Raw genomic sequence first — 22972 nt, 5'->3', positions numbered from 1 at the left:
CGCCGTACATGTGTCCGGCTCATGAAGTGTTATTATTTTTTCGTTACGTTGCCGTCAACGTCACGAGTAACCTGCATACCACCTACTGGAATGTATCCAAGATCCTTAACATCGGATTGTTGCACTGTGTCAGACAGGATGTAGTCCAGGAAAGCTTTTACATGAGGCTGCGGGTCGCCTTTAGTGTACATGTGCTCGTAAGCCCATACCGGATAGTCGCCTTTTTCAACGTTTTCTACAGTAGCTTCAACGCCGTTGTATTTCAGAGAAGTAACCGTGTCATCCAGGTAAGACAGAGCCAGGTAACCAATTGCACCAGGTGTTTCAGCGATCAGCTTTTTAACAGTACCGGAAGAATCCTGTTGGATGGAGCCTGGAAGGTCTTCTGTTTTTGTGCCCAGAGCGTATTTCTCGAATGTAGCGCGTGTACCGGAGCTGCTAGGACGGTTAACGATTACGATCTCTTGATCCGCACCGCCAACTTCTTTCCAGTTTTTCACTTTGCCAGTGAAGATGTCTACCAACTGTTCTTTGGTCAGGTTATCCACACCAACTTTCGGGTTAGCTACAGCAGCCATGGCTACAACAGCAACCTGATGGTCGACAAGCTCATCAGCACCGGATTCCAGCTTCTCTTGAGCAAATACGTCGGAGTTACCGATGTCCGCTTGTCCGCCGGATACCTGAGTCAGACCCGTACCGCTTCCGCCGCCTTGAACCTGAACAGAGACACCTTTATATTGATCTTCAGCCATAAACTTCTGCGCAGCTTGCTCTACCAACGGCTGCAGTGCAGTAGAACCAACAGCCAGGACATTTCCGCTCAGAGCTGGTGTTTCTGCAGCCTGACCACCTTCGTTGGTTGTTCCTCCTGTCTCTCCGCCCTGCGCTGCATTTTTGCCCGAACCGCATGCGGCTAGCAGGAACACCAGAGTAAGTGTCATCAGAACGAACGGCCATTTTTTCAACATGATAAATTGTCCTCCCCTTAGTTAGTGACGGTTTGTTTTTATTTTTGTCCATCAACTACTTTTACATTGTAGTTTTCGATTGTTAGGTTAAAAACATAGTTTTGTAAAAACAGTATCAAAAAACAATAGATTTTATCGTTTTTTTGTATACAATAAATCTATACTTACTTTAGACGGGGGATTAGCTTTGAATTTTCTCAAATATCAGATCCTGGTACTTATGGACAAGCATCATAAAGTGACTGAAGTCGCACAGGCATTAAACATGAAGCAGCCTACAGTGTCCTTCCACATGAAGAGCATGGAAAGGGAAATGCAGACACCGCTGTTCCACTCCGCAAGAGGCCGAATCCTGCTTACGGAAGCCGGAAGAAAGCTGCTTCCTTATGCCAGGCAGATTCTCTCCCTGGAATCCGCAGCCATGCAGGCGCTGGCCGACCACGCAGGACTGGCGGGAAAGAAAATCCGAATTGCTGCTGAAATATTTCCCGGGAGCTATATCCTTCCCGGGCCCGTGACGGAATATACCAAAATAAAACCGGAGACCTATATTTTGCTTGAAATTCACCCGGCGGAAACGATCAACCGGCTGCTTCAGGAGGGAGAAATTGATTTTGCATTTGTGCATGATCCGCTCCTGTCCGATTCAATCACATGTCACCCTGTATTCCGGGATGAAATGGGGTTCATCATGTCTGCTACCCATTCACTTCGCTTGGACGGTTCATCTCTGAAAGAAACGCTGCTCCATGAAGCTTTCGCCATCGTCTCTTCACCATCGTTTCTGCACAGCTTTGCGAAGACATGGTTTGAACGGAACAGCATCTCAATGGCCTCTGCAAATATCGTATTGGAGACCGGTTCCTTGGAAGCGGTCAAGCATGCAGTGTCAGCCGGGAGCATGATCTCCTTTTTTCCGGCATGCGGCATCCGCGGCCAGGAAGAGGGGCTTATATGGCACGCCCTGCCCGGGGCCCGGCCAGCTTTTTATGAAATATACATGATGCACGGCAACCATCCGCTGTCTGAGTCTAAAGAAGCATTCAAGAGCTATATTCTCGGCCAGACAGGGCAAACGTTGGGAATTTAAACCTTTTAGATTCGGCAGAAAAATCGAAATTTGGAGGCAAAAGAGAATCGAGGAATAATGAAAAAGGAGAGCCCCAGGTCAACGAACCTTCGGGGACATCTCCTTGCGATTATCGTATCTATGAGTTGTGGATATTCATGGTGTACCCGGTGATGGCTTCATCATAATCCGGATACTTGAAACCCTGACTTGCTGCCACGGCTTTGGAGTATTTTCTGAACAACTCGCAGCAGATGAATAAAGACTGCCACATTTTCTCGTACCCATTGCCGACGTAAGTTGACAATAGCGCTTCCCAATCTTCATTCGGAAGGTATTGATCAATAAATTTATAATTTTTTCCAACGCTAAAGGAATATCCTCGCTCTGCTCCGATTTGCCAGGCCATCATTCGAAGCAAATTAGGACGGACGATCTCATGCAGGTGGTCGATGGCAAACAAAATTTCTTTACGCGCCAATCCTTTGACTACATATGTCGAAGTCATCCAGAATTCATTGCAGCAATCGTCAAATTTTCTGGCCGTTGGCTTCTGAATCCAATATTGGCGGTCATCTGCCCGCACTTCATTTTGAATCAGGCCGTCTTTATCCAGCAAAACTTCAACCAAACCATCGCTACCGCTGAAATACTCTTCTGTCTCATCAAGCGGAATAAGCGTCAGGTCTAATTTATTGCCGTCATCAAAAAGAATGATATAGGAGAACCATCTGCCCAGTTCTGCCGGAAACAGCTCCATATCCTCCGGCTTTTGCATCATAGTGCGCTTACCGAAATGATTAAGCCATTCATCATTTTCCTTGAAAGAGTCCATGTCATTCACAAAATAAGAAATATCGTAATCCTGAAATGCATCAGGGGCAATATTTTTGTTGGTTCTTGAGCCTTCCAACGTGGCCAAACGGATTCTGGGGTCCTCCACCGCAAAATCCACCAGCAGCTTCATCATGTCCTGTTCACTTCTCAAGCGTGCAGCCCCCCTTCCTTTAACCAGAATAAAAAATGCTCCATATTAAAAAAGCTGCTCCTCAGCGCAGAATAAAATTCTGCAGCGGGAACAGCCTGTAATTCACCTGTCTCTTATACCTGAGTCACTTTAATCAGGTTCGTGGAGCCGGAGCGTCCAAGTGGAACGCCTGCCGTGATAACAACAAGATCTCCTTCTTTTACAAGACCGGTCTTTAATCCGCCTTCAATAGCGTTGTTAAAGAGCTCATCCGTTGTATCCACAGATCTTCCCTGTACAGCCACCACGCCCCAAGTGAGGGCCATCCGGCGAAGGGTCCGCTCATCGGTCGTAACGGCAATGATCGGAGCTTGCGGACGATACTTCGAAATCATACGGGCTGTAGTGCCGGACTCTGTCGAAGTAAGGATCGCTTTCGCATGCAGATCAAGTGCAGATATGGAAACCGATTGGCTGATCGCTTCCGTAATGCTGACTTCCTGAGCCGTTCTTTGTTTCTTGAACAGCTGGCGGTAGTTCAGAGCGGATTCCGCTTTCTCGGCAATACGGGACATCGTCAGCACCGACTCAACAGGATATTTACCAGCAGCCGTTTCACCAGACAGCATGATCGCATCCGTTCCGTCGAAGATCGCGTTGGCAACGTCACTTGCTTCCGCGCGGGTAGGGCGCGGGTTGCGCTGCATAGAATCCAGCATCTGTGTCGCTGTGATTACCGGCTTGCCGGCAATATTACATTTCTCAATCATGAGCTTCTGCACGAGTGGAACTTCCTCGGCAGGAATTTCTACCCCAAGATCACCACGCGCTACCATCAGTCCGTCAGATACTTCCAGAATTTCATCCAGGTTATCTACGCCCTGCTGGTTCTCAATCTTGGAAATGATCTGGATATGGCTGGCATTATGCTTCTCAAGCAGCTCGCGGATTTCCAATACGTCGCTTGCTTTCCGGACAAAAGAAGCAGCGATAAAATCAATGCCCTGCTCGATACCAAATACGATATCCGCAGCATCCTTTTCCGTAATACCAGGCAGGGAAATGCTGACGCCTGGCACGTTGCAGCCTTTCTTGCTTTTGATCGTACCGCCATTCACGATACGGCATTTGATTTCGGTGCCCGCAACTTCAACAACAGTGAGACCGATCAGACCGTCGTCGATCAGAATCGTCGAACCAGGCTTCACGTCGGAAGGAAGATCACGGTACGTAACGGAAAGGCGTTCTTTCGTACCCAGAATTTCTTCCGTCGTAAGTGTAACGTACTCGTCCTGAATAAGTTCGATCGGCTCGACTTCAAGCTTTCCGGTCCGGATTTCCGGCCCCTTCGTATCGAGCAGCACAGCAACGTTTTTGTTCAGCTCCTGGCAGGCTTGGCGGATGTTCTTGATACGGTTGCCATGCTCCTCGAAATCACCGTGGGAGAAGTTCAGACGGGCCACATTCATGCCGGCCATAATCAGTTTCTTTACATTTTCCAACGACTCGCTGGAAGGACCGATGGTACATACGATCTTTGTTTTGCGCATTTTTGGTTTTCCTCCGTTTTCACAAGGTCTGTCTATATCTTTTTCCAACAATTAAATCTACTATAATTTTGTCTTTTTGTATAGGAACTTCGTCATATTTAATGTTTATCCACTATTCCTCATTCAAAACCGTACTGGGCGTTTGGTCCTGCGCAAATGTAAACTCGCCGATTTTACGAAACTTGCGGTAGCGGTCTTCCTTGAGCTCATCCGGATTCATGCCAGACAGCTGCTGCAGATGTACTTCCAGAGCCGATTTAATCGCTTGCGCAGTCTGCTCGTAGTCCCGGTGAGCACCGCCCCGCGGCTCAGGAATAATATCTTCGATCACTTCCATGTCCAGCAAATCATGCGCGGTAATCTTCATCGCTTCGGCCGCCTGGTCCGCTTTGGATGCGTCTTTCCACAGAATGGAGGCCGCTCCGTTAGGAGAAATCGCGGAGTAAATGGCATGCTCCATCATCAGAACCCGGTTGCCGACAGCCATGGCGAGCGCGCCTCCGCTTCCTCCCTCACCGATGACCACACAAATAACAGGCACCGAAAGCTTCGCCATTTCCCGCAGGTTGCGGGCGATTGCTTCCGATTGACCTCTCTCTTCCGCTGTATTTCCGGGATATGCCCCTTTGGTGTCGATAAATGTAATAATCGGCCGGCGGAACTTGTCCGCCTGCTGCATAAGACGCAGCGCCTTACGAAAGCCTTCCGGATGCGGACTGCCGAAAAAGCGCGCGATATTGTCCTTCGTATCCTTCCCCCGCTGCTGTCCGATAACCGTAACCGGCGTGTCGCCCAGACGGGCCAGTCCGCCTACGACCGCCAAATCGTCACCGAAAAGGCGGTCGCCATGCAGTTCCATGAAATCCGTGAATACCAGCTCAATCAGGTCCAGCGAAGTAGGCCGCTGCTGGTGCCTGGCAAGATGCATTTTCTGTGCAGCGGTAATGTTGCTGTATATCTCTTCCTCCAACTTGCGGTACCGTTCCTCAAGCCGGTTGATTTCCTCTGTGAAATCGATCCCTTTCTCCTGACCGAACTGCTGCAGCTCCTGAATCTTTTGCCGCATCTCCACAAGAGGTTTTTCGTAAGGCAATTCTCCTGCCAATCTAGTTCGCCCCTTTCGTGCTGTGAAGTTCCAGCAGCTTGGCAAGTGTTGCGCGCATGTCCTTGCGGTGCACCACCATATCGAGCTGACCGTGCTGCAGATTAAACTCCGAAGTCTGAAAATCATCAGGCAGCTTCTGGCGAATCGTCTGCTCGATGACAATCCGGCCCGCGAAGCCAAATACTGCGCCCGGCTCCGCAATGTTAATGTCTCCAAGCGTGGCGAAGCTTGCTGATACCCCACCGGTTGTCGGGTCGGTAATCACAGAAATATAAAGGCCCCCCTGCTCGTCCAGCCGGGCAAGGGCAGCGCTTGTCTTGGCCATTTGCATGAGGCTCAGAATGCTCTCCTGCATCCGTGCGCCGCCGGATGTCGAAAAGATGATCATCGGCAGCTTATGTTCGATGGCATGTTCAATAGCACGGGTTATCTTCTCACCTACTACAGAACCCATGCTGCCTGTGAAAAAGTCAAAGCTCATAACAGCGGCGACAACAGGCTGTCCGCCGATTGTTCCACGTCCGGTAACCACTGCTTCACGCAGCCCCGACTTCAGCGTCTGCTGCTCGAGCTTGCTGCTGTACCCCGGGAAACCCAGCGGATCGACCGAGATCATGTCCGCGTCAAACTCCGTAAAACCTTCCTCATCCAACGTCATTTTAATCCGTTCCAACGCATTCAGCCGCATGTGATAACCGCAATTCGGGCATACTTTCAGGTTTTTCTCTAATTCTTTGCTGTATTGGATTGTTCCGCATTTCCCGCATTTGGTCATCAGACCTTCGGGAATCTCCCTCTTGGGGCGTTCCTGTATCTCCTGATCGCCGCTTCGCAGCGTCCTGTCGGACGGGATCGTCGCGTATTTCCTTTTTTTCTGAAATAGATCTTTAAACACAACTACACCTCTCCAGCCGTGAATTTGTCGGCCGCAACCGATAAAGGTCATCGTGTCGCCTCTGCGGCACCTGAAATACGATATAATATCAGCCGCCGACGCCTGCGGGCGTCACCGTTGTCCATACTCTTCTCATGCTCACTGCCGCCGTTTCGGACTCAGGGGTGCAAAATGGAATTAAGCACTTCCTGAACTTCTTCGACTTCTCCAGAAGGGACGAGTATCTCAAACTGCTGCTTGGAAGCGCTGATCGCGCGCGTCTTCACCAGAAAGCCTTCCTCGGACAGTTTAAGCTTGATCCTCTCGGCCAACTTGGCCGTAGGCGCAATATAGATCACCGTCCACACCTCTTAACCCCCCAAATATGATGTTCTGAGTCCGTATAATGAGACAATGATACCATACCTTTCTTTTTTCCCGCAAGAAAGACCCTCCTGGTCAAGGGAGGGTCCCATAGCTTAAAAACATGGACAATACAGGCCCCAGGCGGGCTCTGCCATTCTCTTAAAATTTTAAGATAACGGCGTAGGATAATGCCTGGCCCCCGCATTCCGGTGTGCAATTCTGGCGGAGGCGGCCGCCGCCAAGCCGGCGACAAGGTCGTCTAAAAAGACGTGCACGCCTTGCTCTTTGTTGTTCAGAAGCTTCATGATGCCTGTTTTATCTTTATCCACGTATCCGAAACTTGTCAAGCCGATCATGCCATACACGCTGGTGATTCCGAGAGCAAGGGTTTCATCGACCCCGAACAACGGTTCGTCAGCCTCCATCATTTCCTGCAGCGGCTGGGGCAAAAGCCTCTGCTCAGCTAATTCATCCAGTGCAATGCCGGTATAAAGCGTATACTGAACTTCCCTTTTCTGCAGGACGGCCCTGACACTCTCGGCACATTCCTCTAATGTCAAATCCGGATAATAGCCATGCTGCAAATGAAAAACAATTTCTGCAATGGACTCGATTCCGACTCCTCTGCGCTTCAGCAGCTCCTCTACATACACCTGTGACATTAGACTCCCTCCGTTTCACCGCGGCCGCAATACTCCGGCTTATGCGAGCTCGTGAAAAATTTTGAATCAGTTTGCCAATGTTCTCAAGTGTATGCGGAAGAAAGCCAAATAGTTCAAAAATCATCCAATTTGAGTCATTTAACCCGGACTGTTCCCTTGCCGAGCAGTGCCTCCAGCCGGCCGATCAGCTCCCGTGACGGCTCGATTCGGTATGCCTGGCTCAGTGCCAGCAGCTTCTGGCTGCTCTCGTAGAACAATATGGTTTCAAGCGGACCGCTGTGCTCCTGCAGCACCTCTTTGAGCTGCGCCAGCAGCTCCGCATCCTCCTCGGCCTGCCGTGTAATTTTGACAAATACACGCGGGTCAGAGGCATTACGCTCAGGAGCGGCGGCCCTGGCCGGCGCGGTCTGGACAGCCGCACCACCGGCCTGCGGGCGCGCATTGGTTCGTGCCGCGCGGTTTGCAGAGCCCGCTGCCGGCGCTCCGGCACTGCCGGACAGTCTGCGCCGCAGCCGCTCCAGCTCTTCCCTGCCAAGGGGTCCGACTTCGTCGGCGAGCAGCTTGAAATGCTCATCCTGCTGCTGGACCTTCGCGCGCACGGCGAGCAAAGCGCCCTTGTCCACAAGCCGCTGGCTGCGCCGCCACACTTCGGGGAACAGCACGACTTCACAGCGCTCGATCTGGTCCTCCAGCTCGATGAAGGCCATGGGCTTGCCCTGCTTCGTTGTAATCGTTTTGACCGAGACAACCATGCCCGCCGTGACCACTGCCGCCTCGTCCTCCGCTTCGGCAAGCTCCATCAGCCTGTCAGTCCCGGCCGCTTCCAGCTCTTCCCCGAAATCGTCCAAGGGATGCCCGGACAGATATAGCCCCAACAGCTCGCGCTCCAGCTCCAGCTGCTGGCCCCCGCTGAATGGCGGCACCTCCGGATAAGGGATGTCCCAGTTCGGTGTCTCCACAAAATCGAACAGCTGAATCTGCAGATCGTCCCGTTCCTTGCGCCATTTCAGGGCAGCCTCAACCGCCTCGTCGAGCATGGCCAGAAGCTGTGCGCGGTGGCCTGGCAATGAGTCGAATGCGCCCGCCTGAATCAAGGATTCGATCACCCTTTTATTGCAGACTCGTAAATCCACACGGCGGCAGAAATCCAGCAGGCTCTCGAAAGGCTTCTCGGCCCGGACAGCCAGAATGCTTTCCATCGCCTGGGTTCCGACGTTCTTGATCGCCGCAAGGCCGAAGCGGATGTTGCCGGGTCTCGACATGCCCTCATTTGCCGAATCGTTCGGGCCATTCGGGACTACAGGCGTAAACAGCACTCCGCTTTCATTAACATCCGGCGGCAGCACCTCAATGCCCATGCGCCTGCATTCGACGACATATTCCGCTACCTTGCGGTGGCTGCCCATTACGGCGGCCAGCATGGAGGACATGAAGTGAACGGGATAATGCGCCTTCAGGTATGCCGTCTGAAAGGCCAGCACACCATAGGCAGCGGCATGCGCCCGCGGAAAGCCGTAATCGGCAAAGCGGACGATCATATCATACACGGCCTCCGCCTCGGCTGCCGAGTACCCTTGCTTCAAGCTGCCCTGCACGAAATGTCCGCGCTCCCGATCCAGCACCTCACGTTTCTTCTTGGACACCGCCCTGCGCAGCAAATCGGCGTCTCCCAGCGAAAAACCCGCCATCCGGGATGCAATCTGCATAATCTGCTCCTGGTAAACGATAATGCCGAAGGTATCCCTGAGGATCGGCTCCAGGTCGGGATGCGGGTACTGAACCTCCGTTTTCCCGTGCTTGGCCTCGATAAACCGCGGAATAAACTCCATCGGACCCGGCCGGTACAGCGCCACTACGGATATAATATCCTCGAACCGCGACGGCTTCAGCTCCTTAAGAACACGCCGCATTCCCGCCGACTCCAGCTGGAATACGCCGGTCGTATCTCCGTGCCCCAGCATGTTATAGGTGAGGCTGTCATCGTCGCTGATTTTGCTGAAATCGGGGTGCTGGCCGTACTGCTCTTGAATCCACTGTTGACAGCGCTCGATAATGGACAGAGTCCGCAGGCCGAGAAAATCCATCTTGAGCAGACCGACCGATTCCAGATTTTCCATGGAATACTGGGTCAGCGGAATGCCTTCTCCGCCCTCCTGCAGCGGAACCGAATCCGTCAAAGGAGATTGCGAGATGACAACACCTGCGGCATGGGTCGAGGCATGGCGCGGCATGCCCTCCACCTTCATGGCCATATCCAGCAGGTTGCGGGTCTGTGACTTCGTCTCGTACAGTTCCTTCAGCTCGGGGCTGATCTCAAGCGCCCTGCTGATATGAATGCCAAGCTGCCCCGGAATCAGCTTCGCCGCTTTATCCACTTCACCGTACGGCACATTCAGCACCCTGCCCACGTCACGCACAGCAGCCCTGGCGGCCAGCGTTCCGAAGGTAATGATCTGGGCCACATGCTCACGTCCGTATTTCTCTGTCACGTAAACAATCACTTCGTCCCGCCGCTCGTCGCTGAAATCGATATCGATATCCGGCATGGTGATCCGTTCAGGATTCAGGAAGCGCTCGAACAGCAGCTTATACTTGATGGGGTCAACATTCGTGATTTCCAGCACATAAGCAACAAGGCTGCCTGCCGAGGAACCCCTTCCCGGTCCTGTTACGATCCCGTTCCGATGAGCAAATGCGATAAAGTCCCATACTATTAAAAAATAATCGCTGAACCCCATGCTTTCGATCGTGCTGAGCTCATATTCCAGTCTCGCTTCCAGCTCCCGCCGCCCTTCAGGGTCTGTCCACAGCGAAGTGGAAGCATACCGCTTCTCCAAGCCCGCGCTGCACAACTGCTGCAAATAAGCCGCAGGTGTCATTCCCTCTGGCAGAGGGCGATAAGCCGGCAGGATCGATTTGCCGAATTCCAGCTCCACATTGCATTGGCGGGCAATTTTCACCGTGTTCTCAAGCGCTTCCGGAATATGGGGAAACAGGCGGGCCATCTCCTCCGCGCTCTTGAAATAAAGCTGATCCGTCGGAATGCGGAAGCGTCCTTCATCCTCCACCGTTTTCCCTGTTCCGATGCAGATCAGCACGTCCTGAACCTCCGCGTCCTCACGGGTAAGATAGTGAATGTCATTGGTTGCCACGAGCGGAATGCCAAGCTCCTGCGCAAGCGCAACCAAAAGCCCATTCACCCGCTTCTGTTCCGGCAGCCCGTGATCCTGCAGCTCCAGATAAAAGTCATCGCCGAAAATATCCAGGTACCGCCTTGCAGCCCGCCGGGCTTCCTCCTCACGGCCGTGAAGCAGGTGCTGCGGCACCTCGCCACCCAGACAGGCGCTCAGGCAGATGATGCCTTCGCTATGGGCTGCCAGACTTTCCATGTCGATGCGGGGCTTATAGTGGAAGCCTTCCAGATGCCCAATGGAGCAAAGCTTCATTAAATTGCGGTAGCCCGCCATATTTTTGGCGAGCAATATCAGGTGGTATATGGGCTGATCCTTGCGGCTGCCGCGCTCCTTACGGGAGCCTGCCGTCAAGTAGGCTTCACACCCGATAATCGGCTTGACGCCATGTTCGATACAGGCCTTGTAAAAAGGGATGATGCCGTACATGACCCCATGATCCGTCAGGGCCAGCGCCTCCATCCCATCCGCTGCGGCTTGTTTAACCAGGTCCAGGGTACGAGCCGCGCCGTCCAGCAGACTGTATTCACTGTGAACGTGCAAATGCACAAAAGAGCTCATGCGCTTCTCTTCCTTTCACCCGTTGTCTATGCAAAAGTCTCTCACGAATTTCAATTGCTTAGTGAAACTATTTTATCATATCCTGCAATAGCCCGCCCATAGAATAAAGTACAGCCCTGAGCGGACAAGTGTGCATCCCGGGACTGAATTTATCTGGCTTCGCCAAGTCGAAAGGAGCACGGGCCGAATGAGCACATTTATCTCCAAAGCCATTCTGGATTTCTTCATTGCGTTTGGGATTGTACTGGGAGGGGCCTTGCTGGGAGGAATGGGTGCGGTCGTCTCGCTCCAGCCTCCTACACAAACCATGCTGGACGTTGCCGGACGCATCAAAATATGGGCGCTGGCCGCCGCCGTGGGCGGCACCATCGATCCCATGCGGGTCATTGAGAGCAATGTGCTGGACGGAAATCTGTCTCCGGCCATCAAGCAAATTCTATATCTGATCTTTGCCTTTCTCGGCGCGCACATGGGCACCGAGCTCGTCAAATGGGTATGCAGCGGTCGCAGCTGAACGGGTCAGCCTATGAATAAATGGATACAGGTTATCCGGTCGTCCGCCCTTATCGTGCTTGGTATGGTGTTCGGAGCAGTTATTTACAATACGGTGTGGCACAACCGCTTCAATGAGCTCTGGACCATGAATCAGGACCTGCGGCTGCAGCTGCAGCAGGCGCAAGAGGACAACAAGACACTGCAGCAGCTCAGCGGCAGACAAACGGTCATTAAAAAAATTAAAATCACCGCCGAGCAGGCATCTGCTGAGAAAATCGATCCTGTCGACATCAAGGAAATCATCCAGCAGCTGTATGAGGATATGGAAGTGCTTCGGGGCAGGGACATTTTCGAAATTGACAGCGACAGCCGCCTGGTGCGCACCCTGCTGAACCGCAAAATCTATATGGTCCGGGAAAAGGAGTACACCATACAGATCAAAACGATGCTCGTTATGGAACATGTGCTGCAAATCTGGATTGAAGTCAGGCCCTATATCCGGAGCTGACCCACCTGTCCCTTTAAGAGGTTGTTCAAAAAGTCATCTTTTGATCACGAAGTAAATCAGGAAGCGGACTCGACATCGAATCTTGAATTCAGCCGGGCCTTCCGGTGCTCACGTACCCCTAGTACGCTCCGCTCCTCAGTCCCTAACTTCATCCAATCTTCTCGGTACTGAAAACCTGACTTTTTGAACACGCACTTTAATGGAGCAGAACCGCCGTCAGCCCGGATCTATGGAGTGCATCGTCATGACCCCTTTGCACACAAGGCTGCCCTCCCGTAAAATTTCGATTTCAAGCCTGCACAAACGGCGGCTTGTCTCCAGAATAACCGGACGAATCACCACAGAATCCTCAATCTGCACAGGTCTGATAAAATAAGTGGTTATATTGTCAAGCACATGGTCATTCCCTGTTACATCCTTGGCTGCGCGATAGGCCGCCTGGGTCATAATGTCGATCAGCACGCCCTCGGAGATCGTTCCAAGGTTCGTGGCCATCTGCGGGATAATGAAGCCGCGGAACATCAGCTCCCCGTTTGCTCCTTTTTCCTCCACAAAACCGTTCCAGATCAGATGGTCGAACGTCTCTCCAAGCTGCGGCTGCTTTTGCGCGCTGCGGAGCGCCTCCAATACTTCACGTCTTGTAACGGCCCCTACCAGCTTGCGGCTGCGGTCCACAACAGGCAGGTAGTGAATACCCTCCCACGTCATAATCTGTGCAGCCGAAGCCAGCGAGGTTTGCTGGGATACCGTTACCGGGTTGCGGATCACAACCTTATCGATCGTCTGCTCCAGTGAAAGCCCCTCCACATCAGCACGGCTGACGATACCGACAAGACGGTTCCATTCGTCCACAACCGCAAACCGGTGCTCCCCGGTAGCACGGGCCAACCGCTCGAATTCCCCCGCCGTGCTGCCTCCCTTCAAGGTGTGCAGCTTCGGTTTGTGGGCTGTAATATCTTCGATGAGCATAATTTTCTTCTTGATTAGCCGGTCAAAAATGGCCCTGTTGATCATGGAGGCCACTGTAAATGTATCGTGCCGTGAAGAAATGATCGGCAGATTCAGCTTATCCGCGAGCAGCTTGACGTCGCGTGTCGTTCCGAATCCCCCGGTGATCAATACGCCGGCTCCCTGCTCAAGGGCCAGGGAGTGCGCATTATCCCGGTTGCCCACAATAAGCAGGCTGCCCGGGTCGATATAACGGGCCATCGCTTCCTCCCGCATAGCTCCGATCACATATTTATGCAAGGGCTGATCCAGTCCCTCGCTTCCGCCCAGCACATGGCCCTCCACAATTTTGACCACCTCGGCAAATGTCAGCTGCTCGGACATCCCGCGCGGCCTTTTCTCCACACGCACGGTGCCGATCCGTTCCTTCGTGATGACAATCCCCAGATTCTCCGCTTCCTTGACGGCACGGTAAGCCGTTCCTTCGCTGACCCCGGTCTCCCTGGCCAGCTTCCGCACGGATATTTTGGACCCGATCTTCAGCTCCTCAATATGCCGCAAAAGCTGCTCATGCTTCGTTACCGTTTCATCATAACCCTCCAAAACTGTTTCACCCCCACGGTTCGATCTGTATTAATCTGTATCTATTATACCCACTCCCTACAGCAGAAGTAAAACTAAGAAGGGATGCCTTAAAGTAATATTTCATTCAGCGAGATTACCTCTCTTTTTTAAGAACGTAAAAAAGTCAAGAACAAGGAAAAAATCTACACCTTGTTCTTGACCATTTAACCCTAATGCAGAAGTCCCTGGAAGTCCCTTTTGACCGCAGCAGCAACTCCTTATTTTTCAAGTGGGAATAAGCACGCAGTCAGCGGAGAGGACGAAGCAATTCCGGAAAAGCGGAGCGTTCGCCTTTGGCCCGGAGGGTCAACAGCGATTGTAGGAATGCTTCGTTCTCGGAGCGCTTAGGACCGCTTATGGGCACACAAAAGGGGAGCCCCCAGGTCAACAGGACCTTTCGGGACTCCCCACGATCATCTTCCGCGCTCCTTGTCCAGCTGCAGCTGCCACTGCTGCAGTTTCGCTTTGCGAACTCTTTCCAGCGCTTTGCGCTTCTCGTCGTCCACGCCCAGCAGGAAATAAAGATTTGCGCCAATGACCATCAGCGCAAACAGCACCCAGACAATGCCAAACCCGTTGACAAGGTTCAAGCCTCCGGTCAACGAAATGCGCGGCACGGCAATGAGCACCATCGCCAGGGCAATCAACACATAAACACCGTGTTTCCACTTCTTGTACATACCATACCGGTCCCCTTCCTTACCCCGCAATCAGACTGAACCTGATTGCGAATCTATGTATCTAGTCTATGAGGAAGGGAGCGCAAATATGAGACAAACTTATAGAGGTTGTTCAAAAAGTCATCTTTTGATCACGAAGTAATTCAGGAAGCGGACTCGACGTCGAATCTTGAATTCAGCCGGGACTTCCGATGCTCACGTACCCCCAGTACGCTCCGCTCCTCTGTCCCTTGCTTCATCCAACCTTCTCGGTGCTGAAAACCTGACTTTTTGAACACGTACTTACATGGAAGATCCGTACAAATGCTGCATGCTGTCAGTAATAATTTTGTTGACATCCTCAATAATGACGCTCAGGCGGCGTTCCGCATCAAAAAGCCTGCGGATGCTCAGGTTCATGCTGAGCACCTCAAACAGCTTTTCCAGCTTCTCCATCTCTTCCTGATCAGGCATGTCTCCACTCATCATACGCTGCTGCATTTCCATCTGCTGTCCCCGAAAATTATCCAGCATCCGCTTTGCTTCCGGGTCCGCATCAATCAGCTTCATGGCAGAAGTGATCTCCGTTACCTCGGGGCTTTCTTTCAGCGCTTTTGCCAGATCGTGGGCTTTGTCATAAATGTTCATGGTTTGCATTCCTCCAAGTTTTTCTTGCGATCTCAGGAAGCCTGTGCTTCGAAGATTATACTTTCTGAGATCTTAAATAACGGCCAATCACCAAGGGATATATGTCCTCATATGATGAACTACATGCAATGTACTGAAGCAGCCCTTGCCTCCCTCAGACATCGAAGTTGCAGCCCGGAAGGAGATCCATGATGTCCAAAAAAAAAATAACGGTTCAGGTTATGGGATCGGGCATCTTGCAGGATGACGTCCTTATGGTTGGTGACAAACTGCTGAAGCAACTGAAGCTTCAGGCCGGGTATCCTGTTCAGCTGGCATTTGGCTCATTCCGTCAAGAAATGACCACTATCTCTGTCCCGCGTTATGACGGAATACGTCTGGGAAGCGGAACCGCAAGCAGTATGGGAATCCCCTCAGACTGCACGCTTCGCATGCAATATAGCCCGAGAAACAAGACACTTCGGCTGGGCCCGCTGATCAGCGTCCTCATCAGCCGGGATTATCCCGAGCAAAACGACAAGCCTTTTGGTAAGATCACTCAATTTTGCCGTGAACTATCCAGTGCATGCGGTAGACAGGGCGCATTTGTCTATTTTTTTACACCCGATCATATTTCAGGCAATCCAGACCAGGTCGAGGGCTGGGTATTCAGCAATGGCTGGAAAAAGGCTACACTGCCGGCACCCGATGTCGTCAATAACCGCCTGACTTCCCGCAAGCTTGAGAACAAACCTAGCGTACAGTATTTCATGAAAGAAGTAAAATCCCGCTACGGCGCCTACGTGTTTAATGAAAAGTTTCTCGATAAGCACGAGGTTTTTGATGCGTTAAAAGGCAGCAGCATACTGCGGCGGTATCTGCCCGAGTCTCATTTGCTGGACAGCTTTGCCATTTTCAAACGGATGTGCGGCTTGTACAACCAGGTATTCGTCAAGCCGGTGCGCGGCAGCCTTGGCAAAGGGATTATACGCATTAACAAAAATGCCGATGGTTCGTTCACCATGCTGACGACCACCACGGGCTCGCCGCTAAAACAGAACTATCCGAATGCCACCAAAATGTTTGGCGGGCTGTCAGGCAAAATGCGGTCCACCAGCTACCAGATCCAGCAGGGGCTTACACTGATTCATCACAACACGCGCCCTGTGGATTTTCGCGCCCTGGTGCAAAAAAACGGCAATGGCGCATGGAGCGTGACCTCGATCGTTGCGCGCATCGCCGGCGGCAGCCATTTTGTGTCCAACCTGGCCAGAGGAGGTACACTCAGCACCGTAAAGGATGCGGTTGCCAAAACCACCCTTTCGGCTGCGGCAAAAACAAACGCCCACAGCAAGCTGAAGACAGCGGCGCTGCGAATCGCAGCGGGGATCGACCATGCGATCCCCGCCCACTTCGGTGAATTGGGTATTGATTTGGCTATTGATACTTCAGGGCGGGTCTGGCTGATCGAAGTCAATTCCAAGCCGTCCAAAAATGACAACACCCCCCTCGGGGATGTAAAAATTCGTCCTTCCGTTCTGAAAATGCTTGAGTATTCCTGTCATTTGACCGGTTTTTAGGCCGCGGTCCGGTCCATGGTTGCCGGGATATCCGTTCGAGTGAGGAGGTACTCCGTATGCTGGATTTACATGCAGTTTCCAAACCGATGCTTGGCGTGCTGGTCAGTACGGCCAGGGGCTCCGTCCCCATTGGCGAGCCGGGCTTCTGCCGCAGACTGATCCGGATGGGCAGACGGCTGGGTATACATGTCGCTGCCTTCAATGCAGAGGGCATTCACCCGGAAGCCGGGCGAATCGACGGCTTCGTTCATCGTGGCGGGGCTTGGCACACCTGCAGCTTCCCCCTGCCGGACATTATATATAACCGCTGCTGCAATTACCGGGAAGGAAGAACGGCCCGTTCCCGGCTGCGGCGCATGGCTTCCGGAATGGGGCGGCCATGCACCTTTCTCTCGGGCAGCCTGCCCGGCAAATGGCGGGTTTACGTTACATTAAGACATGATTCCCGGCTATCCGGCTATTTGCCTCTGACCGTACAGTTCAGCAGGGACCGCCTACGGGATCTTCTTTCCAGACATCAGAGCGTGTTCCTTAAACCGCAGTCCGGTATGCAGGGAAAAAGAACGCTTTGTTTGCAGAAGGAGGACAATTCCGGCGTGGCTCCGTTCTCCCTCCGGGGACGTGATCGCAGCAACCGGCCATTTTCCCTTGCTTATTCCAGTTTTGATGAAGCATATGACTGGATTGCCGCGTTTATTCGGGGGCGGCTGTATATTATTCAGCCTTTTCTGGATTTACATTCTTCCGCAGGCCGTCCTTTCGATGTTCGTGCCCTTGTACAGAAAGACGGAAAGGGACAATGGACATTGACCGGGACCGCCGTCCGCGAAGGTGAGTCGGGAAGCCTGACTTCCAACCTGCACGGAGGAGGAACAGCCCGGGAAGCTGCAGGTTATTTGCAAGACCAGTTCGGCACACAGAAGGCAAGCAGTGTTCTGAAGAAAATCAATGAGCTGTCTATGTATATACCACCAGTATTAGAGTCCCGGTACGGCCGGCTCGGTGAGCTGGGTATAGATTTTGGCATTGACCGTTCGGGGGGGCTGTGGATCCTGGAGGTAAATTCCAAACCGGGGCGGGCCGTTTTTACAGAGATTGGAGATCAAGCAGGTGCCGTTGCAGCTGTAACCCGTCCGCTTCTGTATGCGCGGCATTTAATGCACCGGCGTACACCGGCTGCAATCCGCACTGGCACACATGCAACTTTCCAAGTTTTCAGCTAAGCTGACCCGGCTGGCGTTCACCGCCGCGGGTTCATGCCCGGCCGGGATAGGAGGATAAATATATGAGGTTGACCCCTTGTAATGTTCATTTCACGGCACAGCCTGATCGAGTCGTCTATATCTCCAATGCGCTGTATAAAAATTTAAATCTCTCAGGAAACAAGTCGGTTCAGCTCAGGTTCGGGAAAGGCCGGATTCCGGCAACCGTGAAGCCGATTAAAAAAGCGGGGCGTCATTTATATCTGGCTTCCGGTATACGAAATGCGATCAAGGTGCCAAAAGCAGGAACTATCTATTTGAGGAATGAAGACGGTGTAATGCACCTCGGACCCCTGATCGGAGTGCTGTCCGACGGTCAAGGCTCCTCCACCAGCCCCTTCGGATCACGAACCGGGTTCATTAAACAGCTTCTGAAATCAGGAAGCAAACAATTCTATATTTTCGCTTTCACGCCGAAGGACATCAACTGGCAGACAGAGAAGGTGCTGGGTTATTTCCTAAATGAGAATGGAACATTTTCCCGGAAATCGGTGCCGCTTCCCGATGTTGTATATAACCGTCTTCCAAGCAGAAGATATGATTTCTCACCTTCCACCAACCAGCTGCGGGAACGTTTTATACGCCGGAAAATTCCTTTCTTCAACTGGAGCTTCTTTAACAAATCTGACATTTACCGCATGCTGGAGAGGGAGGCGTCGGTTGCTCGTTATATTCCGGAATATCACGTAAATCCTGGAAGGGAGCTTATCCAGGAAATGCTTGAACGGCATCAGATGGTGTACTACAAACCGAGCGCCGGCAGTCTCGGCAAAGGCATTTATCGTCTCTCCACACTTTCTCAGCGCGGATACTACGCCCGCTTTCGCAAAAATAAAAGCAATGCCCTGCTCCGCTTTTCCTCATTCAATTCTTTATACAGGATGCTGCAGGGGAGACTGGGATCATCCATGCGCGGATATGTCGTTCAGCAGGGAATCCGCCTGATTGAAATCGACGGCTGCCCTATCGATTTCCGGTTTCACATGCACAAAAACGGCTCCAACAGATGGGTCGTCGTCGGCATTGGAGCCAAGAAATCAGGCCGGGGCAGCGTCACCACTCATATTAAAAACGGCGGCTCTCTTCTGACTCCCGAACGCGCGCTCTCCCGCACCTTCGGAGAACGGTCCGGCGAGGTGCTTGAAAAGGCCAAAAAGGCAGCAATCACGTTAGCGGAAGCTATTGAGCGCCAGCATCCCCACCTGATCGGGGAGCTCGGCTTTGACCTTGGTATTGATCAATCCGAAAAAGTATGGATGTTTGAAGCCAACTCCAAGCCCGGAAGGTCCATCTTCCAGCATCCTTCTCTTCGTGCGGAAGGCAAGGCGTCCGTTGATCATATCCTTGAGCACTGTCTCTATCTCAGTAAGTTCCGCAGGAGGGAGGAAACGTGAACAACAGGAAGCAGGATAAGCCGATTGTCGCCATTCTGACCATGCATGACAACAAACGAATGTTCCGCGGGAATCTGGAAAATTTTCAGGAGATTTTGGAAACCGGATCACGAATGGGACACCTCGCCTATGTCGTTACAGTCAAAGAGCTTGACCCAACAAAATATTCAGTGAAGGGCTACAGCTACAACAGAAGCACGAGACAATGGGAGTCGGGGTACTTTCCCCGCCCCCAGGTTGTCTACAACCGGATTCCAGACAGGGTGGATGAGCACAAACCGTGGGTACGCAGCCGTATTGAGGAGCTGCAGCGGGCCAAGGGCATCTCTTTATACAATTCCGGCTTCTTCAACAAGTGGAATTTGTTTCAGTCGTTAAAGTCTTCCAGCAGAACGCGCGGGCTGGTGCCTGCCACGAGAAGACTGCTGAATTCGGGGGTACTGCTGAAAATGCTGCAGACCTACCCCTCCCTTTACCTTAAGCCGGAGAGCGGAAAAGCGGGCAAAGGCATCATGATGGTGAAGTGCAGCAAGAGGGCCCCAACGACTTATCGACTGAAAGTTCAGACTGACCGCAAAAGCAGTATTTACAAAACAAACAACTTCAACAGTCTGTGGTTACGAATTCAGCGCAAAACAGGCAGCATTCCTTACATTGTCCAGCAGGGCATTGAACTCGCCACCAGCCGCAACCGTCCGTTCGACCTGAGGGTATTGGCCCAGAAAAACCGGAGGGGCCTGTGGCGTGTTACCGGGATCGGAGCGCGGCTGGCCGGCAGCCGCAGCATCACGACCCATGTTCCGCGCGGAGGCAGCATCGAGGATCCGCAAAGACTGCTGTCCGCCAACTTTGGCGCAGAAATGACCGATGCCCACCTGCAGCGCGTTCAGGCATCGGCTCTGCAGATTGCGCGACAGATTGAAAGCAGCGCGAAAGGAATGATCGGGGAAATGTCGATGGACCTCGGAGTTGACCGCTCCGGCAACCTGTGGTTCTTCGAGGCCAACGCCAAACCGATGAAGTTCGACGAACCCGAAATTCGAAAAAAATCACTGGAACGAATTTTTTATTACAGCTCTTATTTGGCCGAACAGCAGAAGGAATAAGTCCGGGAGGTGATCAACGCTTGATACACATCGTTTCCATCAGAAGCTATCCCCCCGACGAATGGCTTGCATTCAGGCGTAAACTGCTGTACCTGGCATACAGCTGGAGCGACAATCACGCGTACCGCACTAAACTGAAGGAAGTCCTGCTTCTGACTCCCGAGCAGCTCCGCCAGCCCGGCTTCGCTCTCGTCTGCGGTTATGTCCGCACCGAGCTGGGACCGGAGCTGGCCGGTTTCAGTCTGATCATGGAGTACGGCACCAGGGCGTCCATTGTGGCGGTCAGACCGGTATACCGCGGCCATGGACTGGGGGCTCGTCTTTTTCATACTGCGCTCAGGCAGTCAAGCAGAAAGCGCAGAACGCCAATCAGCTTTAAGGCTCCGGTTCAGTCTGCAGCCTACCCTGCAGAATCCAGCGCCAAGGCAGGTGAATTGCTATGCAGCAGCCCGTCCTAGGCATTATGACACTCTACCTCAACAAGGCGAAGCAGTTCGAAGACCGGCGGGTTTATCAGAAAATGATTGAGGAGGGCCGCCGGCTTGGCCTGGATGTTTACGTCTTTACACCGGCGGATGTCCATCCGACACGCAGGCATCTGCTGGCGCATATGTACGACCCGTCTCAAGGCAAATGGACCCGGAAATGGCGTGAGTTCCCCCATATGGTTTTCGACCGCTGCCGCATTCAAAGGAACGTGCGGTTCCAGCAGCTGAAAGGGTTCAGGAATAGATACAGCCACCTGATCTACCTGAACCGTCCGCTCCGCAACAAGTGGACGATTCATGAGGTGCTTTCCGCCAGAGCCGCCTTCAAGCCGCACTTGCCGGAAACCGTTTTTTACCGAAGTTACAAAGACATCGAAGAGATGCTCAAAAAGACCCGCCTGGTATATCTAAAGCCTATTAACGGGACCGGAGGGCGGGGAATTCTGCGCATTGAACATTTCGGTACAGATGACAAGTATTATGTAATTCAAGGGCGGAATATGAAACGGCAGATTATCCCCCGCAAACGTATCCACCGGACACGGCTGCAAGCCTGGCTGCATTACTGGAACCTGGACCAATATTTGATTCAGGAAGGCATACCTAATGAGCTGGAAAGCGGGCGGGTACATGATTACAGACTGCTTGTGCAGAAAAACGGCCAGGGCAAATGGGAGGTGACCGGCTGCGCGGGGCGCGTCGGTCCGGTGCGAAGCGTAACTTCCAATCTGCACGGGGGCGGGCGGGCCATTTCCATGAAGACCCTGCTGGAGCACTGGATTAAAAACGACGAACTGCGGGCGCGCGTTCAGGAAGATGCAGGCAGGCTGGGTGTTCAGGTTGCCTCATTTCTGGACTCGGAATATGGCGGGTTATGTGAACTGGCTTTAGACCTGGCGATTAATAAAGAAGGCAACATCTATCTGCTTGAGGTCAATCCCAAACCTTCCAGGGAAGTGTTTGCGCGAATCGGGGAAAAGGATACCTATAGAAAAGCCATCATCCGGCCGCTTGAATACGCATTATGGGTGTATCGCACCAGACTGGCTGCAAGCGAAGCAGTAAAAAGAGTGAAGAATGTGAAAGCTGTGAAAGCTATGAAGAATATGAAAGCCGCAAAGAATGTTAAAGCCATGAAAGTCGTGAAGACTGCAAAGCCTGTCATCGGGAGAAAAAAGAAAAGAAAAGGTCCCGCCTGAGCGGGACTTTCTTTCTCCGGAACAAAGGTCATTGCGCCTCTTTGTAAAGACGAAGCAGTTCTGTAAAATCATTGATGATCACATCAGAGCCCTTCAGCTCATCTGCCCTGCCGAAGCCGGCATATGCGCAGCCGATGACCGTCTGTCCGTTTTCTTTGCCTGCCTCCACGTCAGAGGAACGATCTCCGACCATCCACGCGCTTGATACGCGGTGCTTTTCCAGAAGCAGTTCAACCAGATGGACCTTGGAAAGCGTATTGAACTCCCCGGCGCTGTACAAGCCTTCAAACAGCGGCACCATCTCATGCGCAGCCGCCACCCCTTTGACATAATCCTCAAGTCCGTTGCTCGCTACAAACAGCCGGACTCCCTGATCATGCAGCGCCTGCAGCGTCTCTTTGACCTGTGGATACAGCTGGTGGCTTCCATGCTGCAGCCCTTCGATTTCCAGCTCCAGCAGCAGCTCATCTGCCCTCGCGCGGGCAGCGTCACTCGCTTCAGGCATCACACGCATCCATATATCACTTAGCAGCATGCCGAGACTGTTCAGCATTCTTTCCTCCGGTGGGGTCTCCCCTTCAAACAGCCCTTCCGCGCGCAGCGTATCGAACAACTTGTGGTACGCCGGCAGCAGCAGGGTTTCCGTCTGAAACAAGGTGCCGTCCATATCGAAAATCATTGCTTCCGGCTTCTTCAAGAGCTTCGCGGTTTCCATTCTCACTTATCCATCCTTCCGTATTCCATACAATGTAAGCATCCTCTGTAA

General features: G+C 52.5%; 22 protein-coding genes. 9 read left to right on the top strand and 13 right to left on the bottom strand.

Annotated features, from left to right (window positions below):
- Positions 1-32 precede the first annotated feature (32 nt).
- The gene (locus ACI1P2_RS06835) at positions 33-971 is read right to left on the bottom strand and encodes a phosphate ABC transporter substrate-binding protein PstS family protein (protein ID WP_355318109.1); all 939 of its coding nucleotides are present in this window, start codon (positions 969-971) and stop codon (positions 33-35) included.
- A 187-nt stretch (positions 972-1158) separates the two neighbouring features.
- Here ACI1P2_RS06835 and ACI1P2_RS06830 point away from each other — a divergent pair, with 187 nt between their 5' ends.
- A complete protein-coding gene (locus tag ACI1P2_RS06830) occupies positions 1159-2061 on the top strand; it encodes a LysR family transcriptional regulator (RefSeq protein WP_355318108.1) in 903 nt (300 codons plus the stop codon).
- A gap of 118 nt (positions 2062-2179) precedes the next feature.
- Here ACI1P2_RS06830 and ant(6) read toward each other — a convergent pair whose 3' ends face one another.
- The 7 genes from ant(6) to ACI1P2_RS06795 all read right to left on the bottom strand — a co-directional run bounded on the left by ant(6) (position 2180) and on the right by ACI1P2_RS06795 (position 11316).
- Positions 2180-3028 (bottom strand): aminoglycoside 6-adenylyltransferase, encoded by an 849-nt coding sequence (gene ant(6) / locus ACI1P2_RS06825; RefSeq protein WP_355318106.1) that lies wholly within the window; start codon positions 3026-3028, stop codon positions 2180-2182.
- Between the two features lie 113 nt (positions 3029-3141).
- Complete coding sequence (gene pyk, locus ACI1P2_RS06820; RefSeq protein ID WP_355318104.1) at positions 3142-4557, bottom strand: pyruvate kinase; 1416 nt, start codon at positions 4555-4557, stop codon at positions 3142-3144.
- A gap of 112 nt (positions 4558-4669) precedes the next feature.
- Positions 4670-5662 carry an acetyl-CoA carboxylase carboxyltransferase subunit alpha gene (locus ACI1P2_RS06815; RefSeq protein ID WP_355318103.1) on the bottom strand — a complete coding sequence of 331 codons (993 nt, stop codon included), beginning with the start codon at positions 5660-5662 and terminating at the stop codon, positions 4670-4672.
- Between the two features lies 1 nt (position 5663).
- The gene (gene accD, locus ACI1P2_RS06810; protein ID WP_355318101.1) at positions 5664-6557 is read right to left on the bottom strand and encodes an acetyl-CoA carboxylase, carboxyltransferase subunit beta; all 894 of its coding nucleotides are present in this window, start codon (positions 6555-6557) and stop codon (positions 5664-5666) included.
- A 158-nt stretch (positions 6558-6715) separates the two neighbouring features.
- Positions 6716-6904, bottom strand: coding sequence for a glutamate decarboxylase (locus tag ACI1P2_RS06805; RefSeq protein ID WP_355318100.1), 189 nt, complete (start codon positions 6902-6904; stop codon positions 6716-6718).
- A gap of 165 nt (positions 6905-7069) precedes the next feature.
- Positions 7070-7564: a phosphatidylglycerophosphatase A family protein gene (locus tag ACI1P2_RS06800; protein WP_355318098.1), complete on the bottom strand. Its 495-nt coding sequence runs from the start codon at positions 7562-7564 to the stop codon at positions 7070-7072.
- A 134-nt stretch (positions 7565-7698) separates the two neighbouring features.
- Positions 7699-11316, bottom strand: coding sequence for a DNA polymerase III subunit alpha (locus ACI1P2_RS06795; RefSeq protein WP_355318096.1), 3618 nt, complete (start codon positions 11314-11316; stop codon positions 7699-7701).
- Between the two features lie 187 nt (positions 11317-11503).
- Here ACI1P2_RS06795 and ACI1P2_RS06790 point away from each other — a divergent pair, with 187 nt between their 5' ends.
- Together ACI1P2_RS06790 and ACI1P2_RS06785 are read left to right on the top strand one after the other, a co-directional pair.
- Complete coding sequence (locus ACI1P2_RS06790) at positions 11504-11830, top strand: YtrH family sporulation protein (protein WP_355318094.1); 327 nt, start codon at positions 11504-11506, stop codon at positions 11828-11830.
- A gap of 12 nt (positions 11831-11842) precedes the next feature.
- Complete coding sequence (locus tag ACI1P2_RS06785; RefSeq protein WP_355318092.1) at positions 11843-12319, top strand: hypothetical protein; 477 nt, start codon at positions 11843-11845, stop codon at positions 12317-12319.
- Positions 12320-12535: 216 nt separating this feature from the next.
- Here ACI1P2_RS06785 and ACI1P2_RS06780 read toward each other — a convergent pair whose 3' ends face one another.
- The 4 genes from ACI1P2_RS06780 to ACI1P2_RS06765 form a co-directional block, all read right to left on the bottom strand.
- On the bottom strand, positions 12536-13870 hold the full coding sequence (locus ACI1P2_RS06780) for a DRTGG domain-containing protein (RefSeq protein WP_355318091.1): 1335 nt from the start codon (positions 13868-13870) through the stop codon (positions 12536-12538).
- A gap of 434 nt (positions 13871-14304) precedes the next feature.
- Complete coding sequence (locus ACI1P2_RS06775) at positions 14305-14571, bottom strand: hypothetical protein (RefSeq protein WP_355318089.1); 267 nt, start codon at positions 14569-14571, stop codon at positions 14305-14307.
- Between the two features lie 143 nt (positions 14572-14714).
- On the bottom strand, positions 14715-14849 hold the full coding sequence (locus tag ACI1P2_RS06770) for a hypothetical protein (RefSeq protein WP_355318088.1): 135 nt from the start codon (positions 14847-14849) through the stop codon (positions 14715-14717).
- A gap of 4 nt (positions 14850-14853) precedes the next feature.
- Positions 14854-15198, bottom strand: a complete 345-nt coding sequence (locus tag ACI1P2_RS06765; protein WP_355318087.1) for a YlbF family regulator — start codon at positions 15196-15198, stop codon at positions 14854-14856.
- A 191-nt stretch (positions 15199-15389) separates the two neighbouring features.
- On the opposite strand from ACI1P2_RS06765, the gene ACI1P2_RS06760 reads away from it, so the two are divergent.
- The 6 genes from ACI1P2_RS06760 to ACI1P2_RS06735 all read left to right on the top strand — a co-directional run bounded on the left by ACI1P2_RS06760 (position 15390) and on the right by ACI1P2_RS06735 (position 22206).
- Positions 15390-16757: a YheC/YheD family endospore coat-associated protein gene (locus ACI1P2_RS06760; RefSeq protein WP_355318085.1), complete on the top strand. Its 1368-nt coding sequence runs from the start codon at positions 15390-15392 to the stop codon at positions 16755-16757.
- Positions 16758-16813: 56 nt separating this feature from the next.
- Positions 16814-17980, top strand: coding sequence for a YheC/YheD family endospore coat-associated protein (locus ACI1P2_RS06755; RefSeq protein WP_355318083.1), 1167 nt, complete (start codon positions 16814-16816; stop codon positions 17978-17980).
- A gap of 62 nt (positions 17981-18042) precedes the next feature.
- The gene (locus ACI1P2_RS06750; RefSeq protein WP_355318081.1) at positions 18043-19413 is read left to right on the top strand and encodes a YheC/YheD family endospore coat-associated protein; all 1371 of its coding nucleotides are present in this window, start codon (positions 18043-18045) and stop codon (positions 19411-19413) included.
- Positions 19410-20519: a YheC/YheD family endospore coat-associated protein gene (locus ACI1P2_RS06745; protein WP_355318079.1), complete on the top strand. Its 1110-nt coding sequence runs from the start codon at positions 19410-19412 to the stop codon at positions 20517-20519. Before ACI1P2_RS06750 ends, ACI1P2_RS06745 begins: the two co-directional genes overlap by 4 nt.
- A gap of 20 nt (positions 20520-20539) precedes the next feature.
- Positions 20540-20977, top strand: a complete 438-nt coding sequence (locus ACI1P2_RS06740; RefSeq protein WP_355318077.1) for a GNAT family N-acetyltransferase — start codon at positions 20540-20542, stop codon at positions 20975-20977.
- Complete coding sequence (locus ACI1P2_RS06735) at positions 20959-22206, top strand: YheC/YheD family endospore coat-associated protein (RefSeq protein ID WP_355318075.1); 1248 nt, start codon at positions 20959-20961, stop codon at positions 22204-22206. Before ACI1P2_RS06740 ends, ACI1P2_RS06735 begins: the two co-directional genes overlap by 19 nt.
- A gap of 28 nt (positions 22207-22234) precedes the next feature.
- Here the strand turns inward: ACI1P2_RS06735 and ACI1P2_RS06730 are convergent, their stop codons facing one another.
- Entirely contained in the window at positions 22235-22921 is a 687-nt protein-coding gene (locus ACI1P2_RS06730) for an HAD family hydrolase (protein ID WP_355318462.1), read from the bottom strand.
- Positions 22922-22972 lie beyond the last annotated feature (51 nt).

Source organism: Paenibacillus jiangxiensis, assembly GCF_046098255.1.
Lineage (GTDB): Bacteria > Bacillota > Bacilli > Paenibacillales > Paenibacillaceae > Paenibacillus > Paenibacillus jiagnxiensis.
Note: the sequence above shows the minus strand (reverse complement) of the source record. Positions and strands in the feature narration are given on the sequence as shown.